18 protein-coding genes and 1 tRNA gene are annotated in these 15,528 nt (G+C 34.7%); 8 read left to right on the top strand and 11 right to left on the bottom strand.

All coding sequences use genetic code 11. The features are described from left to right. Positions 1 to 104: 104 nt before the first annotated feature. The 5 genes from GTR01_RS09025 (at position 105) to GTR01_RS09045 (ending at position 4,260) form a co-directional block, all read left to right on the top strand. The gene (locus tag GTR01_RS09025) at positions 105 to 896 is read left to right on the top strand and encodes a helix-turn-helix domain-containing protein (RefSeq protein ID WP_160137520.1); all 792 of its coding nucleotides are present in this window, start codon (positions 105 to 107) and stop codon (positions 894 to 896) included. A 194-nt stretch (positions 897 to 1,090) separates the two neighbouring features. Then, positions 1,091 to 1,969, top strand: coding sequence for a helix-turn-helix domain-containing protein (locus GTR01_RS09030; RefSeq protein ID WP_160137521.1), 879 nt, complete (start codon positions 1,091 to 1,093; stop codon positions 1,967 to 1,969). A gap of 89 nt (positions 1,970 to 2,058) precedes the next feature. Continuing rightward, on the top strand, positions 2,059 to 3,114 hold the full coding sequence (locus tag GTR01_RS09035; protein ID WP_160137522.1) for an alpha/beta hydrolase: 1,056 nt from the start codon (positions 2,059 to 2,061) through the stop codon (positions 3,112 to 3,114). Between the two features lie 73 nt (positions 3,115 to 3,187). Next, positions 3,188 to 3,751: a sugar O-acetyltransferase gene (locus tag GTR01_RS09040; protein ID WP_228452195.1), complete on the top strand. Its 564-nt coding sequence runs from the start codon at positions 3,188 to 3,190 to the stop codon at positions 3,749 to 3,751. Further along, positions 3,748 to 4,260, top strand: a complete 513-nt coding sequence (locus GTR01_RS09045; RefSeq protein ID WP_160137524.1) for a cupin domain-containing protein — start codon at positions 3,748 to 3,750, stop codon at positions 4,258 to 4,260. Before GTR01_RS09040 ends, GTR01_RS09045 begins: the two co-directional genes overlap by 4 nt. A 221-nt stretch (positions 4,261 to 4,481) precedes the next feature. On the opposite strand, the gene GTR01_RS09050 is transcribed toward GTR01_RS09045, so the two are convergent. Then, a tRNA-Arg gene (locus tag GTR01_RS09050) sits at positions 4,482 to 4,555 on the bottom strand. Positions 4,556 to 4,613: 58 nt separating this feature from the next. Here GTR01_RS09050 and GTR01_RS09055 point away from each other — a divergent pair. The 3 genes from GTR01_RS09055 to GTR01_RS09065 are packed head-to-tail and all read left to right on the top strand — an operon-like array spanning position 4,614 to position 8,392. Then, complete coding sequence (locus tag GTR01_RS09055; protein ID WP_185155110.1) at positions 4,614 to 5,660, top strand: ABC transporter substrate-binding protein; 1,047 nt, start codon at positions 4,614 to 4,616, stop codon at positions 5,658 to 5,660. A gap of 43 nt (positions 5,661 to 5,703) precedes the next feature. Continuing rightward, positions 5,704 to 6,348: a monofunctional biosynthetic peptidoglycan transglycosylase gene (mtgA, locus tag GTR01_RS09060; RefSeq protein WP_160137525.1), complete on the top strand. Its 645-nt coding sequence runs from the start codon at positions 5,704 to 5,706 to the stop codon at positions 6,346 to 6,348. Positions 6,349 to 6,361: 13 nt separating this feature from the next. Then, positions 6,362 to 8,392 carry a recombinase gene (locus GTR01_RS09065; protein WP_160137526.1) on the top strand — a complete coding sequence of 677 codons (2,031 nt, stop codon included), beginning with the start codon at positions 6,362 to 6,364 and terminating at the stop codon, positions 8,390 to 8,392. 359 nt (positions 8,393 to 8,751) lie between these two features. Here GTR01_RS09065 and GTR01_RS09070 read toward each other — a convergent pair whose 3' ends face one another. From GTR01_RS09070 to GTR01_RS09115, 10 genes are all read right to left on the bottom strand, one after another. After that, on the bottom strand, positions 8,752 to 9,369 hold the full coding sequence (locus GTR01_RS09070) for a DsbA family protein (RefSeq protein WP_228452196.1): 618 nt from the start codon (positions 9,367 to 9,369) through the stop codon (positions 8,752 to 8,754). 90 nt (positions 9,370 to 9,459) lie between these two features. Then, a complete protein-coding gene (locus tag GTR01_RS09075) occupies positions 9,460 to 9,849 on the bottom strand; it encodes a nuclear transport factor 2 family protein (RefSeq protein WP_160137527.1) in 390 nt (129 codons plus the stop codon). 82 nt (positions 9,850 to 9,931) lie between these two features. Beyond that, on the bottom strand, positions 9,932 to 10,819 hold the full coding sequence (locus tag GTR01_RS09080; protein WP_160137528.1) for an MBL fold metallo-hydrolase: 888 nt from the start codon (positions 10,817 to 10,819) through the stop codon (positions 9,932 to 9,934). 245 nt (positions 10,820 to 11,064) lie between these two features. After that, positions 11,065 to 11,646 carry a Crp/Fnr family transcriptional regulator gene (locus tag GTR01_RS09085; protein ID WP_160137529.1) on the bottom strand — a complete coding sequence of 194 codons (582 nt, stop codon included), beginning with the start codon at positions 11,644 to 11,646 and terminating at the stop codon, positions 11,065 to 11,067. A gap of 75 nt (positions 11,647 to 11,721) precedes the next feature. Then, entirely contained in the window at positions 11,722 to 12,198 is a 477-nt protein-coding gene (locus tag GTR01_RS09090) for a hypothetical protein (RefSeq protein ID WP_160137530.1), read from the bottom strand. Between the two features lie 11 nt (positions 12,199 to 12,209). Next, on the bottom strand, positions 12,210 to 12,641 hold the full coding sequence (locus GTR01_RS09095) for a type VI secretion system amidase effector protein Tae4 (protein ID WP_160137531.1): 432 nt from the start codon (positions 12,639 to 12,641) through the stop codon (positions 12,210 to 12,212). A gap of 116 nt (positions 12,642 to 12,757) precedes the next feature. Continuing rightward, positions 12,758 to 13,051: a hypothetical protein gene (locus GTR01_RS09100; protein ID WP_160137532.1), complete on the bottom strand. Its 294-nt coding sequence runs from the start codon at positions 13,049 to 13,051 to the stop codon at positions 12,758 to 12,760. Between the two features lie 88 nt (positions 13,052 to 13,139). After that, on the bottom strand, positions 13,140 to 13,514 hold the full coding sequence (locus GTR01_RS09105) for a four helix bundle protein (RefSeq protein ID WP_160137533.1): 375 nt from the start codon (positions 13,512 to 13,514) through the stop codon (positions 13,140 to 13,142). A gap of 163 nt (positions 13,515 to 13,677) precedes the next feature. Beyond that, entirely contained in the window at positions 13,678 to 14,757 is a 1,080-nt protein-coding gene (gene recF, locus GTR01_RS09110; RefSeq protein WP_160137534.1) for a DNA replication/repair protein RecF, read from the bottom strand. A 3-nt stretch (positions 14,758 to 14,760) separates the two neighbouring features. Further along, the gene (locus GTR01_RS09115) at positions 14,761 to 15,516 is read right to left on the bottom strand and encodes a hypothetical protein (protein WP_160137535.1); all 756 of its coding nucleotides are present in this window, start codon (positions 15,514 to 15,516) and stop codon (positions 14,761 to 14,763) included. Positions 15,517 to 15,528: the final 12 nt, after the last annotated feature.

The raw sequence follows: 15,528 nt of genomic DNA on the forward strand, positions 1-15,528 counted from the left end.
ATTCATTTAATTATAGAAAAGCAGGAGGTGTATCTATTTTGTAATACAAATTTACAATTGGTATTTTTATTAAATTTGCCAGAATTATTATATAAAACGCCAAAATGAAATGTGGATTATCAGAAAAAAGAAAAGGGGAGTTTGATGATGAAATTAATATCGATGCTTATGTCTGGTATGAGAAAGACTGGACACATGATGACTATGATCATGCTCACCAAAGATATCAGCTGACTTATGTTGAAGAAGGGTATCAGTATTTTCACATTGAAAATAAAATCTATCTGGTTCCACAAAATCACTTAATCTGGATCCCTTCAGGCAAAAAACATCATACTCAGTCGGAAGCCAGTACAGTTAATCTTATGGTGATCTTATTCAAAACGGTTTTCGACAATGATTTTTATAATAAAGTGCATGTTTTTGCAGCGCCTCCGGTTTTGAGAGAAATGTTGCAATATGCCTCAAAGTGGAATAAATTATTGGAAGAAGATGAAGAGCAGGGATATTTCCTGACCGCTTTACTGAATAGCCTTCCTCATTTCTGCACAGAGAAAGTAGGTTTACAAATCCCGATTCCGGTAGATCCAAGATTACTGCCTGTATGCAATTATATTAATAAGAATTACATGGAACAGGTGAATATAGATGATTTAGCTGATCTATCCTTAATGTCTGTAAGAAGTCTTCAGCGTATATTTAAACGAGAAACAGGGATTACGATCCAAAAATATATGCAGCTGATTCGTATCTTAAAAAGTATTGAACTCATTAATACAGGAGAATATACTTTAAGTCAGATCGCTTTTATGATTGGTTATAAAAGTCTATCAGCTTTTACCAATTCCTACTCTGGGATTATGAAAGAAAAAGCAAAAATTATTGGAAAATCTTAAAATTCTGATTTAAAGATTAATGATGAAAAAATCCTTAGTTATATATGAGAAAGGCAGATCCAATTTTCCGTTTTTTTTCTAACTGTTGAATCAAATAATCAATTCAAAAATAGAAAGAAACGAATACAATAAAGTTATAGTAACCTATATTTTTAGTGCTTATACTTATGGTTTGATTTTCTTAACTTTGAAAAATGAAAGAAAAGGTAAAAAGAGTTGTTTCGGAGTTTAATAGTGAATTAAAACTAAAAGGTTTCCGTGCCTTCCAGATTGAGCAGGACGGCAGTGAAACCCGTGTGTACAGCAGAAAAGAATTCTATAAAATTTGCCTTACAACCGGGAAAAGTAAAATTCATTATTCTGATAAAAGTTTCGAGCAGGAAGGAACGGTGCTTTTTTTCGGAAACCCACATATTCCTTATTCCTGGGAAACGATTTCAACAACTTATAAAGGGTATACCATTCTTTTTTCTGAAGAATTTTTCAAGAATTCTGAACGTTCTGAAAGTTTACAGCAGTCTTCTTTCTTTAAAATCGGTGGAACTCCCGTTCTGAAAATTACCGAAGAACAAAGACAATTTCTTAACACGATTTTCCAAAAGATGATTGCAGAGCAGGAAAGTGATTATATTTATAAGGATGAACTGATACGTAACTACATAAGTCTTATCATTCACGAATCTCTGAAGCTGGAACCTGCAGAAGATTTTGACCAGAATAAAAATGCGGTATCAAGACTATCATCCGTTTTTCTGGAACTGTTGGAAAGACAATTTCCCATTGAAACTACAGACCAATCTCTGCAACTGAAATCAGCTCAGGATTTTGCGAAAAACCTGAATGTTCATGTTAATTATCTCAATCGTGCCGTAAAAGAAGTTACCGGGAAATCTACAACGGCTCATATCACAGAACGCATTCTCACAGAAGCAAAAGCATTGCTGCAACACACCGATTGGAATATCTCAGAAATTGCTTTTGCACTCGGATTCGATTATCCGACGTATTTTAATAATTTCTTTAAAAAACAAACAGGCACCAATCCAAAAGCATTTCGTTTGACAGAAGTTTGAATTTCTTAATTTTTGGTTTGATTATCATTAACTGTTAGCACTCCGCTGTTTCTAATTTTGTATCAGTAATTTTTAAACAAAATTCAGATATGAAAATAATAACAACAGTGATGGCTTTGTCCTTTCTTTTCATCGGACAGGCATTTGCGCAGAATAAAAAATCAAATCAAAAAACAATGAATACAACCGAACAAAACGAACATTATACATTTAAACTAAGCGATAAAGTAACCCGAAAAGCAGTTACCTTCAAAAACCGTTACGGGATAACGCTTTCCGGAGATTTATACCTTCCCAAAAATTCAGGAAACGAAAAATTAGCAGCGTTGGCAATCAGCGGGCCTTTTGGTGCGGTAAAAGAACAGTCTTCAGGTTTATATGCCAACCAAATGGCGGAAAGAGGTTTTGCCGTTGTCGCTTTTGACCCTTCTTATACCGGCGAAAGTGGAGGTGAGCCGAGAGATATTGCTTCACCCGACATCAATACCGAAGATTTCAGTGCGGCAGTTGATTTCTTAGGCCTTCAACACAATGTAGACCGAAACAAAATCGGAATCATCGGAATCTGTGGCTTTGCAACTTTTGCGTTGAATGCAACCATTGCCGACAAACGAGTGAAAGCAGTAGCGACAACAAGTGCTTATGATATTTCAAGAGTGAGCGCCAAAGGATATTATGATAAAATGACTCCCGAAGAACGTACGAAAGCTTTCGAAACAATGAGTCTGCAACGTTGGGTTGATGCTGAAAACGGAAAGCCTGAATACCCGACAACCCATTTACCTGAAAAATTGAACGGTGATGAACCTCAGTTTGTAAAGGATTATTTTGATTATTACAAAACGCCAAGAGGGTATCACAAACGTTCTTTAAACTCCAATAAAGGCTGGACGAAAACCAATTCGATGTCTTTTGCCAACTCGGTAATGTTGAGTTATATCAAAGAAATTTCCCCAAGGCCAATGCTTCTGATTGCCGGAGAAAATGCACATTCTAAATATATGAGTGAAGATATTTACAAAATGGCTGCAGAACCGAAAGAATTGATGATTATTCCGAATGCTGTTCACGTAGATTTATATGACAAAGTGGATGTGATTCCTTTTGAAAAACTGGATCATTTCTTTAGAACGAATTTGAAATAATTGAACATTGCAATAGCTAAATCTGCTTTTTAAGATGGCGGATTTAGCGTTTTTATTTTCTAAATATTTAAAAATGAGCTTTAACAAAGATATTTTCACCAGACTTCGGAATGGTGAAACAATAATGCCTGATGATCCTGAAATTCATAAATTGCTGCAAGCTTCTTATGAAGTTAAGAAACAGTTGATTCTATTAAATACTTCCACAGAACCGAATGAGATTTTAAAAATATTAAGTGAGATTGTTGGTGAGAAATTGGAGAATGTAGCGGTATTTACACCGCTTTATATCAACTACGGGAAGAATCTTACTATTGGAAAGAATGTATTCATCAATTTTGATTGTACTTTTCTGACTTTGGGCGGAATTACGATTGAAGACGACGTTTTAATCGGCCCGAAAGTTAGTCTGATAACTGAAAATCACCCTTTAAAACCTCAGCACAGGAAAGGATTGATAGGAAAATCTATTCATATTAAAAAAAATGCGTGGATTGGAGCCGGTGCAACCATTCTTCCTGGAGTGACGATTGGCGAAAATGCTGTGGTTGCAGCTGGAGCCTTGGTTTCCAAAGATGTTCCGGATAATGTTGTGGTGGGAGGGATTCCTGCAAAAATCATAAAAACAATTGAATGATAAAATATTTAATCATCATTCTTTTAGTGTTCAGTGCAACTGTAATCGCACAAAATAAAGTAAATTCAAACAAAATAAAATCTAACAAAATGAATACAAATATTCCTACAATAAGTGATTTTCCAACAGGTGAAGAAAACACTGCTTTTGCACAATATTTTGTTGGTAAATCATATTTGGCACCTCTTACAAGCAATAAAGATTTAAATGTTCCCATTTCCAACGTTACATTTGAACCAGGTTGTCGTAATAATTGGCACAGTCATACGGGAGGACAACTTTTGATTGTTGTTGGTGGTGAAGGCTTATATCAGGAAAGAGGAAAATCTGCTCGTCGTTTAAAATCTGGTGATATTGTAGAAATTGCTCCGAATGTTGAGCATTGGCATGGTGCAACTTCCGAAAGCTGGTTTTCACATTTAGCAACAAATGGTAATCCGCAAACCAATCAAAATACATGGCTGGAAGCTGTCTCAGATGAAGAATACGCGGAAGCCAACAAAAAATAATTTTCTATTCTTAGCTTCCTAAAATAAAACATTTGAATCATCTTTCTTTGCGATTAAAAAAAGACCTGTTGGTTTAATAAAAAGTATAGATTTTGTACTAGTCCCAACTTTTGCGCCTGATCCGAAAAAATTTACAGAACCATATAGTGTAGCAGGAATTAATCCTATCATGCTTAATAATAAAAAAATCGCTACTTAAAAAGTAACGATTTTTTATTGTGTGAGCTCGACAGGATTCAAACCTGTAACCTTCTGAGCCGTAATCAGATGCGCTATTCAGTTGCGCCACGAGCCCGTTTGTTTGTTATTGTTTAACGGTTGCAAATATACCACTTTTTTCCGTTCTTTGAAACATGAAAAAGAAAATTTTACTTTTATTTACGGTATTTTCGCTAATTGCCTGTAAAAGAGAAACAAAAATTTCGTCCTCAGATTGGACAAATATCTCAAATCGCACCCAATACAAGGAACAAGATGGAAGTTTAGAGCTGAAATCGGGAAATTTCACCTACAATTTCAAGCAAAATCAGACTCCTTTCAAGAAAATCATCCTGCTTAATGCAAGTATGGCTGGGTATATTTCAGAGCTTGGAGCTGAAAATTTAATCATTGGAGTGTCAAGTCCCGAGTATATTTATTCAGAAAAAATCCAGAATCTGATTAAAGAAGGAAAAATTCAGAATGTAGGAAGTGATCAGAAGTATGATGTAGAGAAAATTATTTCCATGAAACCGGATGCCATTTTCACCAATTATATTGCCAGTTTTGACAATGCTTATCAGTTATTGAAGAACAATGGTATTCAGGTGATATTTCTGGATGAATATATGGAGCAGCAGCCATTACAGAAAACAGCTTATGTAAAGCTTTTCGGAGAATTTTTCGGAAAAGAAAAAGAAGCTGAAGCCAAATATCAGGAAGTAGAGAAAAACTATAATGATCTGAAGAAACTGGCCTTAACAGCAAAAGAAAAACCTCTTGTACTGGCTAATGAAATGTATGGTGATGTTTGGTATCTTCCTGGAGGAAATACTTCTGTAGCTCACTATATTGCTGATGCCAACGCAAATTATATCATGAAAGATAATAAGGATGAAAAAGCATTAACGATGAGCTTCGAAGAAGTATATGCCAAGGCAAGCGGAGTTCAGTATTGGGTAAATGCAGGAAACCACACTTCAAAAAAGGAAATGTTGGGAATGAATCCTTTCTACGGAAAACTGGATGTATTCAATAAAGGAAAGCTGTATACAATGGCCGGAAAAGAGAGACAAAAAGCCAATGACTTCTTTGAAAGTGGGGTGGTAAGAGCAGATTTGATCCTTAAAGACTATATTAAAATCTTTCATCCTGAACTTTTACCGGATTATCAGTTTACTTATATGAAAGAATTGCAGTAAATCGGAGTATTTGCTTATTTTTGCCTTTCCTTTTTATAAAGTTATGTGGAAAAGAATTAAACAATTTATTTTCATCGTTCTTGTATTGAACGTAGTTTTCATCATTTGGGGCAGATTTTTTAATCCACCCATTACTCTTACTCAGATAGGAGGTCTTTTTGAGTATGGAAAATTACACAGAGACTATATTTCCTATGATGAAATGGGAAGTAATGTGAAAAAGGCAGTGATCGCTTCTGAAGATCAGAAATTTTTCGATCATAACGGCTTCGATTATACAGCTATCGAAAAGGCGATGAAGCACAATGAACAAGGGAAAAAAATAAGAGGGGGAAGTACCATTTCCCAGCAGACCGCAAAGAATGTTTTTCTTTGGCAAGGCAGAAGCTGGGTAAGAAAAGGACTGGAAGCCATTTATACTTTTATTATTGAGAAAGTATGGAGTAAAGATATTATCCTTGAAAGATACCTGAATTCCATTGAAATGGGGCAGGGTGTATTTGGAGTAGAGGCAGCAGCACAATATTATTTCGGAAAGTCATCCAAGGATCTAAGTGCTTCAGATGCAGCCTGGATTGCTGCTGTACTGCCGAATCCAAAGAAATATGATCCAAAGAATCCATCCCCTTATTTAAGAAAGAAACACAATTGGATCATGAGACAGATGAGGAATGTGAGTTTGAAATAGTATCTTTGTACTAATGAAATTCTTTAATTCCAGCACAAATTTTGAGTCAGTTCTTAAAAAATACTTTTCTTTTAAGAACGAAACCCTTTCTTTGGAGCCTTTCGCAGAGCTTTTAGAGAGTGTGAAAAGGGCTGACTTTACTGATGTGCTCAATTTTCTTAGAAGTAATCCCAATTTTGCGGAAAACTTCAAGTATTATATTCATAATATTTTTAAAGGAAGACCATTCAACCTCTCTCTGACAGAAGCCAATATTCTTTCTGAAAATGCCTTCTTCCCGGAACTTAAAAAAAGAATCCTGAATAAGGTTTTACCACCTGTAGAGAATGAAAAAACGGTGTGGTACATGATTGATAATGTCAGTCTTAGACCTAAAAAGGATCTGAAATACCTTCACAACCTTCCGGAAAATGAGATTGATGAATTTTTAACCCTTATTGGTGCTTCAGATTTTATCATTAAACCTAATGTAAAAAAGGAACTGATCTTCTCAATGAACATCCTTTCTTGGAGGGTGACGGGAATGGCAATGGAAGTAGAAGTGGTAAGGATGGCTCCTCAATACAGAAATCTTTCCAATCCGTTTCTTGCCTTGCAGAACGAATTGGAGGCATTGGCAGATGACCTTGTTAAAGATCCCGGATTACAGCTTCATTCTAAAGATAGCCGATATAAACAGATTAAGATTTATTCTGAACAATGTTTGGAATTTGTTAATATAGCCTTTAAAAATTCTGCCAAATATGGGATTTCAGGGAAGATTAACCAATCGTTGTTGAAAATTCGCCAGCAGACCGACCGAATTTATGAAATCGTACAGTTGTTGATTATTGATAACGAGGGTGATGTTTTGATAAAGTCAAAACAGTTGGTCTTTAATATATTAAATTATAAATCCCATAAAAATAATATTGCTGATCTCATCAACGACAGTACGAGATTGATCTCACACCTTATCACCAACCACACTGCTGAAACGGGAACTCACTATATTACTTCTACTAGGAAAGAATATATGACCATGTTCTACAAAGCGAGTGGTGGGGGAATCATTGTAGGAGCGCTCTGCGTTCTGAAAATGCTCTACGGATATATTCCGGGAAGTGATTTCTCACATGCCTTTTTGTATTCAATGAACTATGCAATGGGATTTGTCATGATCTATCTGATGGGTTTTACACTGGCAACAAAACAGCCGGCAATGACTGCGGCTACCATGACCAAAGTATTATCTGAGGAAGGAAACAGCCAAAGAAATAATACTGAATTTGCCCACCTTGTATCGAAGCTTTTCCGAAGCCAGTTTATTGCCTTTGTAGGGAACGTTTTACTGGCATTTCCGATAGCACTGGCCATTATTTATGGATTAGATGTGTTCTTCTCGCAAAACCTCGCTGTTGAAAGGTCTGATAAATTATTAAAAGATCTTGATCCTTTTAAATCCAAAGCGATTCTTCATGCAAGTATTGCAGGGTTCTACCTTTTCATTTCAGGAATTATTTCAGGAAATATCGGGAACAATTCCGTATTCTATCAGATCCCGGAGAGGATTGCTAAAAACCTTTCTATCAGAAGCTTTTTTGGTAAGAAGTTTGCAAAAGGATTGTCAAAATATTATGCTAAGAACTGGCCGGGAATCGTGTCCAATTTCTGGTTCGGGGTGTTCCTTGGAGCTACGGCACCCGTAGGGATGTTTTTTGGGCTGGATCTTGATATCAGACACATTACTTTTGCTGCCGGAAACTTTGCTTTAGGACTTTACGGAAAAGATTTCTCTGTAGATTCTTATACATTCTGGATATCCTTTTTTACAGTATTTCTAATAGGATTCTTTAACTTCCTGGTGAGTTTCAGTTTATCTATGTTTTTGGCTTTCAGGTCAAGAAAGATGAACTTTGGACAGGTAAGCGAAATCTATAAAGAAATTTTCAGGTATTTTATCAAACATCCGTTAAAATTCTTCCTGCCACTAAGTTCAGGATTGGATAAAAAAGCAGATGACCTGATGAGCAGTACGATTTCTAATAAATCGGAAGAACATTAACCAGATTTTAAGGGATATAAATACAAAGAGTACCATCGTGAGATGATACTCTTTTTCTTTTCAGAATGATAATTCTGTTTAAACAATTATTTTTTACGGCTATAACTATGGTTTATCAATACATTCATCTGGCTCAAATTCCGGGCAAAGCTTTATATTGGTAGTCCAGCTTGCACACTCTCTAAAGCCATAGAACCATAGACGGCAATATCTGATGTTATCTGCCGATTCTTGAATTTCTTTAAGCTGTCATCGAACTTATTATCAGAGACATTACTTTTGCTGCCAAAAACTTTACATTGGGCTTTAAGGAAAAGCATTAAGACAATCTCCTGATAGATAACCTGGGGCTACCAATTCTAATTTTTTAGGAGTTCAATACGTTTTTCCAATTCAGTAAAAGAAGCATAACCTTGCTCAATAATGACATATTTTCCATCTTTTTCAACCAGCATCGTTGGAAAAGACTGGGCATATTGTGTTGCTTTATTAAAATTTTGTAAAGTAACCTGTTTCATTTCTTCAGAGTGGAAAGCTGCTAAAAATTGTTCTGGATCAATACCCAAGTTTTTGCAAATCTCAAGGTAGGTAGCGTCCAGATTGAGATCTTTTCCCCAATAATATCTTGCTTTCTGAATGGCAATCATGAAAGGAACAGCCTTTTCAGGAGCAATTGTTTTCACTGAAACCATTGCTCTGGATGGGACTTCACTATCCAATACAATTTCATGTTTCAACAATTCAAAATACCTTTCACCAAATGTTATTCCTGTGCGCTCTGCTACAGCTTCATCATGTTTAAGAAAGAAATTAACCATCTGAGGTGATTGTTTTCTAACATTGGAGCCAGTCCACATTCCGCCGGAAAGAATTTCAAAATCCAAATCGTTTTTGTATTGGTCGTATAGTTTTAACATATTGTCGGAATTCCCATAGCACCATCCGCATAAGGGATCCATGATATATATAATTTTCATTTTTTGTTTTTTAATGTGTTTTGAACTCAATAATGCACAAGAAAAGGGGTTAGTAAGTTCAAAACACATAATATTAAGATTGGAAGTACCTTATTTCATTGCATCCGTTACCGTTTTGCTGTCTACGAATTGTTCAAACTTTACAATTTTACCATCTTTCAGGTGCCAGATATGCGCAACGCGGGCAGAAAATGGCTTCATAGTTACTTTATAGGTTCCTGTATATGTTCCAAAAGCAACCACTTTATCACCCTCGGCAACATAATTTTCAGGAGTGAACTTATAATCAATCCATTCGCTTCCCAAACGACTGAAAACGTTTTTGGTAATTTCTTCTAAACCAACATAGGTTCCTGCATAAGGAAAACCTTTGGCTTCTGTCCATTGAACATCCTCTGCAACGTGACTAGCCAATGCTTTTCCGTTTTCTTCAGATGTTTTTCCTTCGTATGTACTTTTTACAATTTCTAAATTGTTCATTGCTGTGTTGTTTTTTATTGAACAGCCTGATAGCAGAAGTAGGGCCATCAGACTGTAAAAGATTGATTTCATAGGGTTCAGATTACCACTTCATTTCCCCGGTATTCACCTTCGCACCAAGCTGAAGAGCTGTTTCAAAAGTCAGATTAGGATATTTAGCTTTAATGGCTTTTACCAAAGCTTCAGAAGTTGTATTGGTTTTCAAAGCTTCTTCATAAAACTGAATATATTCTTTAGTGTGTTTCACAGAGGTTAAATCTGAAGCATCAGTTGATTTTCCGTGAGCAGGAATAACGATGGAAGGATGTAATGATTCCATTTTATCCAATACTTTAATCCACTGAGCACGGGATTCTGCGGTTTGTGCATCAGCCATCCAAAGGTTGAAGGTATTTCCGAATACGTTGATCCCACCTACCACAGCTTTTGCTGAAGGAATATAGACAAATGTTCTTGCAGGGAAGTCCTCTAAACCTATCACTTCAAGTTTTTCACCTTCCAATTCAAGGCTGCTTCCTTTTAATACCTGTGGTAGTACAACATTGCTGGTTACTGCTGATCCTAACTGACCGCCCCAAACATCAAGTTTCTTCTGTGCTGTTTTTGCGATTGCTTCTACCACTTTTGGCGTTGCATAAGCAGTTACTCCCGGAAAATGTTTTTTGAAAACTTCCAACCCGAAATAAAAATCAGGGTCATTGTGAGAAACATAGATCGCTTTTAAGTTTTTCCCGGAATCTTTAATTTTCTGTGCTACAGTTTCTGCATCTGCTAAAGTAAACTGTGCATCTACCAAAACGGCATCGGTTTGTCCGGAAACAATAACTGAAGCTACCCCGAAACTGTTTTCTGAAGCGTTGTAAACATCTAATGTAAATTTTCCTGCTTCTAATTTTTTGAAATTTTGTGCTTGTGACATATTAAATAATGTTATGAATGTTAATACTGTTGTTTTTAATAATGATTTCATTTTTTCGTTCATTTTATGGATACAAAATTATGGCCATTGATTTTGCTAAACATTGAACAAGTTCAATAAATATCCTTCTGATTGATAGGACAAAGTTCTCAATACTTATCGGTCTAAGTATTGAACAAGTTCAATAAATGAAAATAGAAGGATTTGAGTTTGAAGTAGGGGAATAGATTAAAACCTGGAGAAAGAGGTTATTAATATTTAGTTGTCTTTGAAAAACATGCAAAATAGAAGAGATATTATTTCCCTTTGGTCGTTTTTCTTCTGATTTTACTTAAAAATTCATGACTGATTCCAAGATAGGCAGCTACCTGTAAATTGGTAAGTCTTTGGTTAAGAGATGGATATTTTTCAATGAAATCCAGATAACGCTGGTCAGCAGTTTTGCTGAGATTATCAATCATTCTGCGCTGCAAGGCACTGTGGGTCTTTTGGGTCATGATTCGGAAGAGCTTTTCTACAAAAGGGAAGTTTTCATAAGCAAAATCTTTATCCTTTTTTGAAATTAGAAGTACCTCGCTATCCTCAATAGCTTCGATAAAAAGCTGTGATGGGCTTTGGCTGGCAAAACTGTCAATATCAGTAAGCCACCAGTCTTCCATTCCGAAATAGAGAATCTGTTCTGTTCCTTTGGCATCAATATGATAGACTTTGAAAAGCCCTTTGGTAACGAAGGCTTCAAACCTGCATACTTCACCTTCCCGTAGTAAAAATTCCTTCTTTTTGATGGTTTTTGAAGTAAATAAATGACAGAACTCCGTAATATCCGTTTGAGAACTTGAAATATGACGGGAAATATTAAGATGAAGGGCTTCGATCATTGGGAAGGGGTTTGGTGAACAGGAGAATGTGATTATTATATTAAAGGTATCAAAATTTTGGAATATATTCAGCTTCTATTTTTTATAAGTTCCGGAAGCAAATCCCCAATAATCTTTTTCATCAACTCCGGTTTCTATATAAATTGGACTATAATTTTTTAAAGTTCCTGCAATTTTTATACTGTTATTTTTAAATAGGATACCTTGAATTTCAGTCCCGGAAATTTTATTTAAACTGTCTTTTTTAGTATTTCCTAATATTATTAATGTATTTTGAGTATTGAATTGAGGATAAGCATACGAAACTACCTTCCCATTGTGTCTTAAAAAATAGCAGGGGGATTTAATTTTTATATTTCCTGAAAGTTTGTATGTGTCAGGAGTAATTTTTAGCTTACCAATTCCGTTGTGATCTGTTAATTCAAGTAAGACTCCATTAATTCTCGCAGTATCAGTGGTTACTGTTTTATCAGATACTTTTGAAGATGTTTTGTTGTCTTTGCAGGCTTGTAAACAGAAGGTTATGATGAAAATGTAAATTGTTGTTCTCATACCAAAAGAATTTAAATTAATGGCCAAAACCAAATTTCAATACCCAAAGATAAGTAATCAACTGAACCTGCTCTTAAAGAATTTTTATCCCATAAATCAATATGATCTGTGGCTCCCCATCCATCCTTAATGAAAATTAATCCTTTATGTTTGAAACTTTTACTACTCATTGTAGGATATTTCTTTCTCGGAAGTTTCAACGTATTTCCAAAAATTTCAGGATGTTTATCTACCCAATTAGCTAATTCTTGGGCCCTCAAGATATGCCTAAACTTATCTTCATGTTTTTCCCAACATTTTGCCCCAGAAAAAGAGGTTAGGTCCACGCCTGATTTATTAAAAGCCTCACTCATACGTATTGCACATTGGTTAGGGAATTCTATAACATTGCATGGTTTGAGGGTTCCTGGATGGTTTTTCCATAAAATATCAAATCTTACCATATCGAAATAATTATTAATCCAAATTAATAAAAAAATAGTAATTCAAATTAAAGAGATATATTGTTTCCTGAAAAGATTTAAGTTTTTCTTGAATTGTAATAATATGATATTCTATTTTAAAGAATCTGTAGATCATCAAACTTATCTTCACCAAATTTATCCTGAAACTTCTTCAGATAAAAACTTTTACGCATTTTAAAATCATTCTTTAATAATGGAGAATCTATTTTAATAATGATACATTTTTTTTCAATATTCACACTTCTGATTTCATTGAAAAGACTCTGGTCAAGATACTCTTCAAGAAAATCCTTAATATCAAAAGCTACAAGTTTATCTTCAAAACCATAGATTCTTGCAAAAGATTTTACAAGTTCAGAGGATTGGTATTCACGTTTTTTCTTTTTCATAGCTGAGTTGCGTGGTTCGAGATGCGTGGTTTGCGTTTATGGGTGGAATATACAATTTAGAGTAGTTTTAAAAAATTGTTTTAATATTCTATTGTTTATTTTCATTCCAGTTTTCTTTTACCCATTTTTTATATACATTGATTTTTCCACCTAATATATTGTATTCATTTCTTAAGGTTTCAAATTCATTAGAAATATCCGGATATAGGATGATGAGCTTTTCGAGATGATTAATTGTTTCGTCATTACTGGCGTGGCAGTATACGAGAAAGCGAATGTAATCATTTTTATAAATTGACCTGCCATATCCCTCAACAATATTAGTAATGATAGAGTCAGATGATCTTCTCAATTGACTTCCTAGTTTAAATAATTCGTATTTGGGAAGAAGAAAGGATGCTTTATGTGTTTTTAAAAACAGCTCAAAAGCTATTTTGTAAATATCTAAATTTCTATAACTCATATCATTTGTGTATTTATGAAATGTAAGTGTTGAAAAATAATTACTTACAAGTTATTTATGGATTTATCATCCCTCTTTACATAATTTAAATTTAATAATCTAAAAGTATTTTTACACACTATAATTCGTATTTCGAAACCCATAACACGCATCTCGAAACCCGCTAAATATCAAAAATGACACTTTCTTCATTGATTTTCTTTACCACACTTTCTGTACGTTCTCTGTGAGTATCAGTAATAAAAATCTGCCCGAAACTTTCACGGTTAACCAATTCAATCAATTGTGAAACTCTTGTATCGTCAAGCTTATCAAAAATATCATCCAACAAAAGAATAGGAGTCTTTTTGGTCAGTTCCTTTACTAAACTCATTTGGGCAAGCTTCAAAGAGATTAGGAAAGACTTTTGTTGCCCTTGAGAACCTATTTTTTTGATTAAAACATGATCCATTTCAAAAAGAAGATCATCTTTATGAATTCCTTTTGAAGTGTAGGTGAGCATACGGTCTTTTTCAATACTTTCCTTTAAAAGCTCTTCAAAAGTATTTTCTAACAGGTGAGATTCATAGATGACAGAAACGGTTTCCTTTCCACCTGAAATAATCTGGTAAAAATTTTGAACAATAGGATTTAATTGCTCTACAAATACCTTTCTTTTATTGAAAATCTTGGTTCCGAATCGGGTAATCGGGTCATCATAAATTTCCAGCGAATCCTTATCCCAGGTTCTGTTTTTAGCAAAATACTTCAGCAAAGCATTTCTCTGCTGAACGGTTTTTTGATATTGGATCAGATCAAAAAGATACTCAGAATCTGTTTGGGAAATCATCGCATCCAGAAACTTTCTTCTGCTTTCCCCGGAATCGGAAATAAGGTTTGAATCGTATGGGGAGATCATCACACTAGGAAGATATCCAATATGATCGGCGAGTCTGTCGTAGCTTTTATCATTCTTTTTAATCACCTTTTTAGCTTCTTTAGGCTGGGTGATTCTGATATTATCTTCACCGTCTTCATTCTGAATCTCCGCATCAATCGTGAAGAAGTCTTCTTCCGTTTTGATATTGTTCAGATCTGTATTCCCCAAAAAGCTTTTACCTACTGATAAATAATGCAGTGCATCCAGAATATTGGTCTTGCCTGCACCATTATTGCCCACAAAACAGTTGATCTGCGGGGAAAATTCAAATTTTTTCTCAGAATGGTTTTTGAAATTATATAGGGAAAGCTTCTTGATAATCATTCGTCAAAAATACTCCATTATTAGTAAAAATAAAAAAGGAAGTGCTGAACAAGTTTCCACTCCGAATGAAAAATAGGAGTCATCTCTTTTGTTTTCAGAGAAATAAATCAAAATATAGGTGATGATACAAGATAGAAAAAATGCAGCAGCATACAGAGGTTTCAGATAAAAAATACCAATTAGGCTGCTGATGAAAACTAGAGCATAGGCAATATATTTTGTATTCTGAACCCCAATCATCATAGGAAAGGTCTTTACGGTATCACTATTCATGTCCCGGATGTCAAACGGAAGAACCAAAGCCGTAATATAAAAGAAACTGATCAGGAAAATAGGGATGCTGAATTCCGGAAGGGTAAGCCAACAATTAACGAGTGCCCATACCAATCCTACATAAAATACTTTTAATAAGGGAATTTTTCGGATATAAACATCCAAAAAAAAGCTATTATACAACAGTCCCAGCACCACAATAATAAACCACTTCAGAAGTCTTATTTCGTTGTGATTATGAATAATTAGGAAGGCACAAGCAATTCCTGCAGCAGCATTTAAAACCAGGATTTTAAAAAAATGTTTGGTATACTGATATTTTGTATAAAGATAGCCACTGAAATATGTAATAAAAATAAGCAGAACAGTAGGGAAACGGAATGTGTTTTGCTCTTTCATGAAAAATACTGCAAAAAGAGTTCCCATTAAGGAGACATAAATTTGACTGTCTATGATGGTTTTTTTCAGTATTTTTATAATGTTCATTTATCAAAATTA

It is taken from the genome of Chryseobacterium sp. c4a (assembly GCF_009900745.1).
In the GTDB taxonomy this organism is placed as follows: Bacteria; Bacteroidota; Bacteroidia; order Flavobacteriales; family Weeksellaceae; genus Chryseobacterium.

What these genes read in the sequence shown, in the direction of transcription:
- GTR01_RS09025 (WP_160137520.1), top strand. Translation starts at nt 105, where the DNA reads ATGAAATGTGGATTATCAGAAAAAAGAAAAGGGGAGTTTGATGATGAA.
- GTR01_RS09030 (WP_160137521.1), top strand. Translation starts at nt 1,091, where the DNA reads ATGAAAGAAAAGGTAAAAAGAGTTGTTTCGGAGTTTAATAGTGAATTA.
- GTR01_RS09035 (WP_160137522.1), top strand. Translation starts at nt 2,059, where the DNA reads ATGAAAATAATAACAACAGTGATGGCTTTGTCCTTTCTTTTCATCGGA.
- GTR01_RS09040 (WP_228452195.1), top strand. Translation starts at nt 3,188, where the DNA reads ATGAGCTTTAACAAAGATATTTTCACCAGACTTCGGAATGGTGAAACA.
- GTR01_RS09045 (WP_160137524.1), top strand. Translation starts at nt 3,748, where the DNA reads ATGATAAAATATTTAATCATCATTCTTTTAGTGTTCAGTGCAACTGTA.
- GTR01_RS09055 (WP_185155110.1), top strand. Translation starts at nt 4,614, where the DNA reads ATGAAAAAGAAAATTTTACTTTTATTTACGGTATTTTCGCTAATTGCC.
- mtgA (WP_160137525.1), top strand. Translation starts at nt 5,704, where the DNA reads ATGTGGAAAAGAATTAAACAATTTATTTTCATCGTTCTTGTATTGAAC.
- GTR01_RS09065 (WP_160137526.1), top strand. Translation starts at nt 6,362, where the DNA reads ATGAAATTCTTTAATTCCAGCACAAATTTTGAGTCAGTTCTTAAAAAA.
- GTR01_RS09070 (WP_228452196.1), bottom strand. Translation starts at nt 9,369, where the DNA reads ATGAAAATTATATATATCATGGATCCCTTATGCGGATGGTGCTATGGG.
- GTR01_RS09075 (WP_160137527.1), bottom strand. Translation starts at nt 9,849, where the DNA reads ATGAACAATTTAGAAATTGTAAAAAGTACATACGAAGGAAAAACATCT.
- GTR01_RS09080 (WP_160137528.1), bottom strand. Translation starts at nt 10,819, where the DNA reads ATGAAATCATTATTAAAAACAACAGTATTAACATTCATAACATTATTT.
- GTR01_RS09085 (WP_160137529.1), bottom strand. Translation starts at nt 11,646, where the DNA reads ATGATCGAAGCCCTTCATCTTAATATTTCCCGTCATATTTCAAGTTCT.
- GTR01_RS09090 (WP_160137530.1), bottom strand. Translation starts at nt 12,198, where the DNA reads ATGAGAACAACAATTTACATTTTCATCATAACCTTCTGTTTACAAGCC.
- GTR01_RS09095 (WP_160137531.1), bottom strand. Translation starts at nt 12,641, where the DNA reads ATGGTAAGATTTGATATTTTATGGAAAAACCATCCAGGAACCCTCAAA.
- GTR01_RS09100 (WP_160137532.1), bottom strand. Translation starts at nt 13,051, where the DNA reads ATGAAAAAGAAAAAACGTGAATACCAATCCTCTGAACTTGTAAAATCT.
- GTR01_RS09105 (WP_160137533.1), bottom strand. Translation starts at nt 13,514, where the DNA reads ATGAGTTATAGAAATTTAGATATTTACAAAATAGCTTTTGAGCTGTTT.
- recF (WP_160137534.1), bottom strand. Translation starts at nt 14,757, where the DNA reads ATGATTATCAAGAAGCTTTCCCTATATAATTTCAAAAACCATTCTGAG.
- GTR01_RS09115 (WP_160137535.1), bottom strand. Translation starts at nt 15,516, where the DNA reads ATGAACATTATAAAAATACTGAAAAAAACCATCATAGACAGTCAAATT.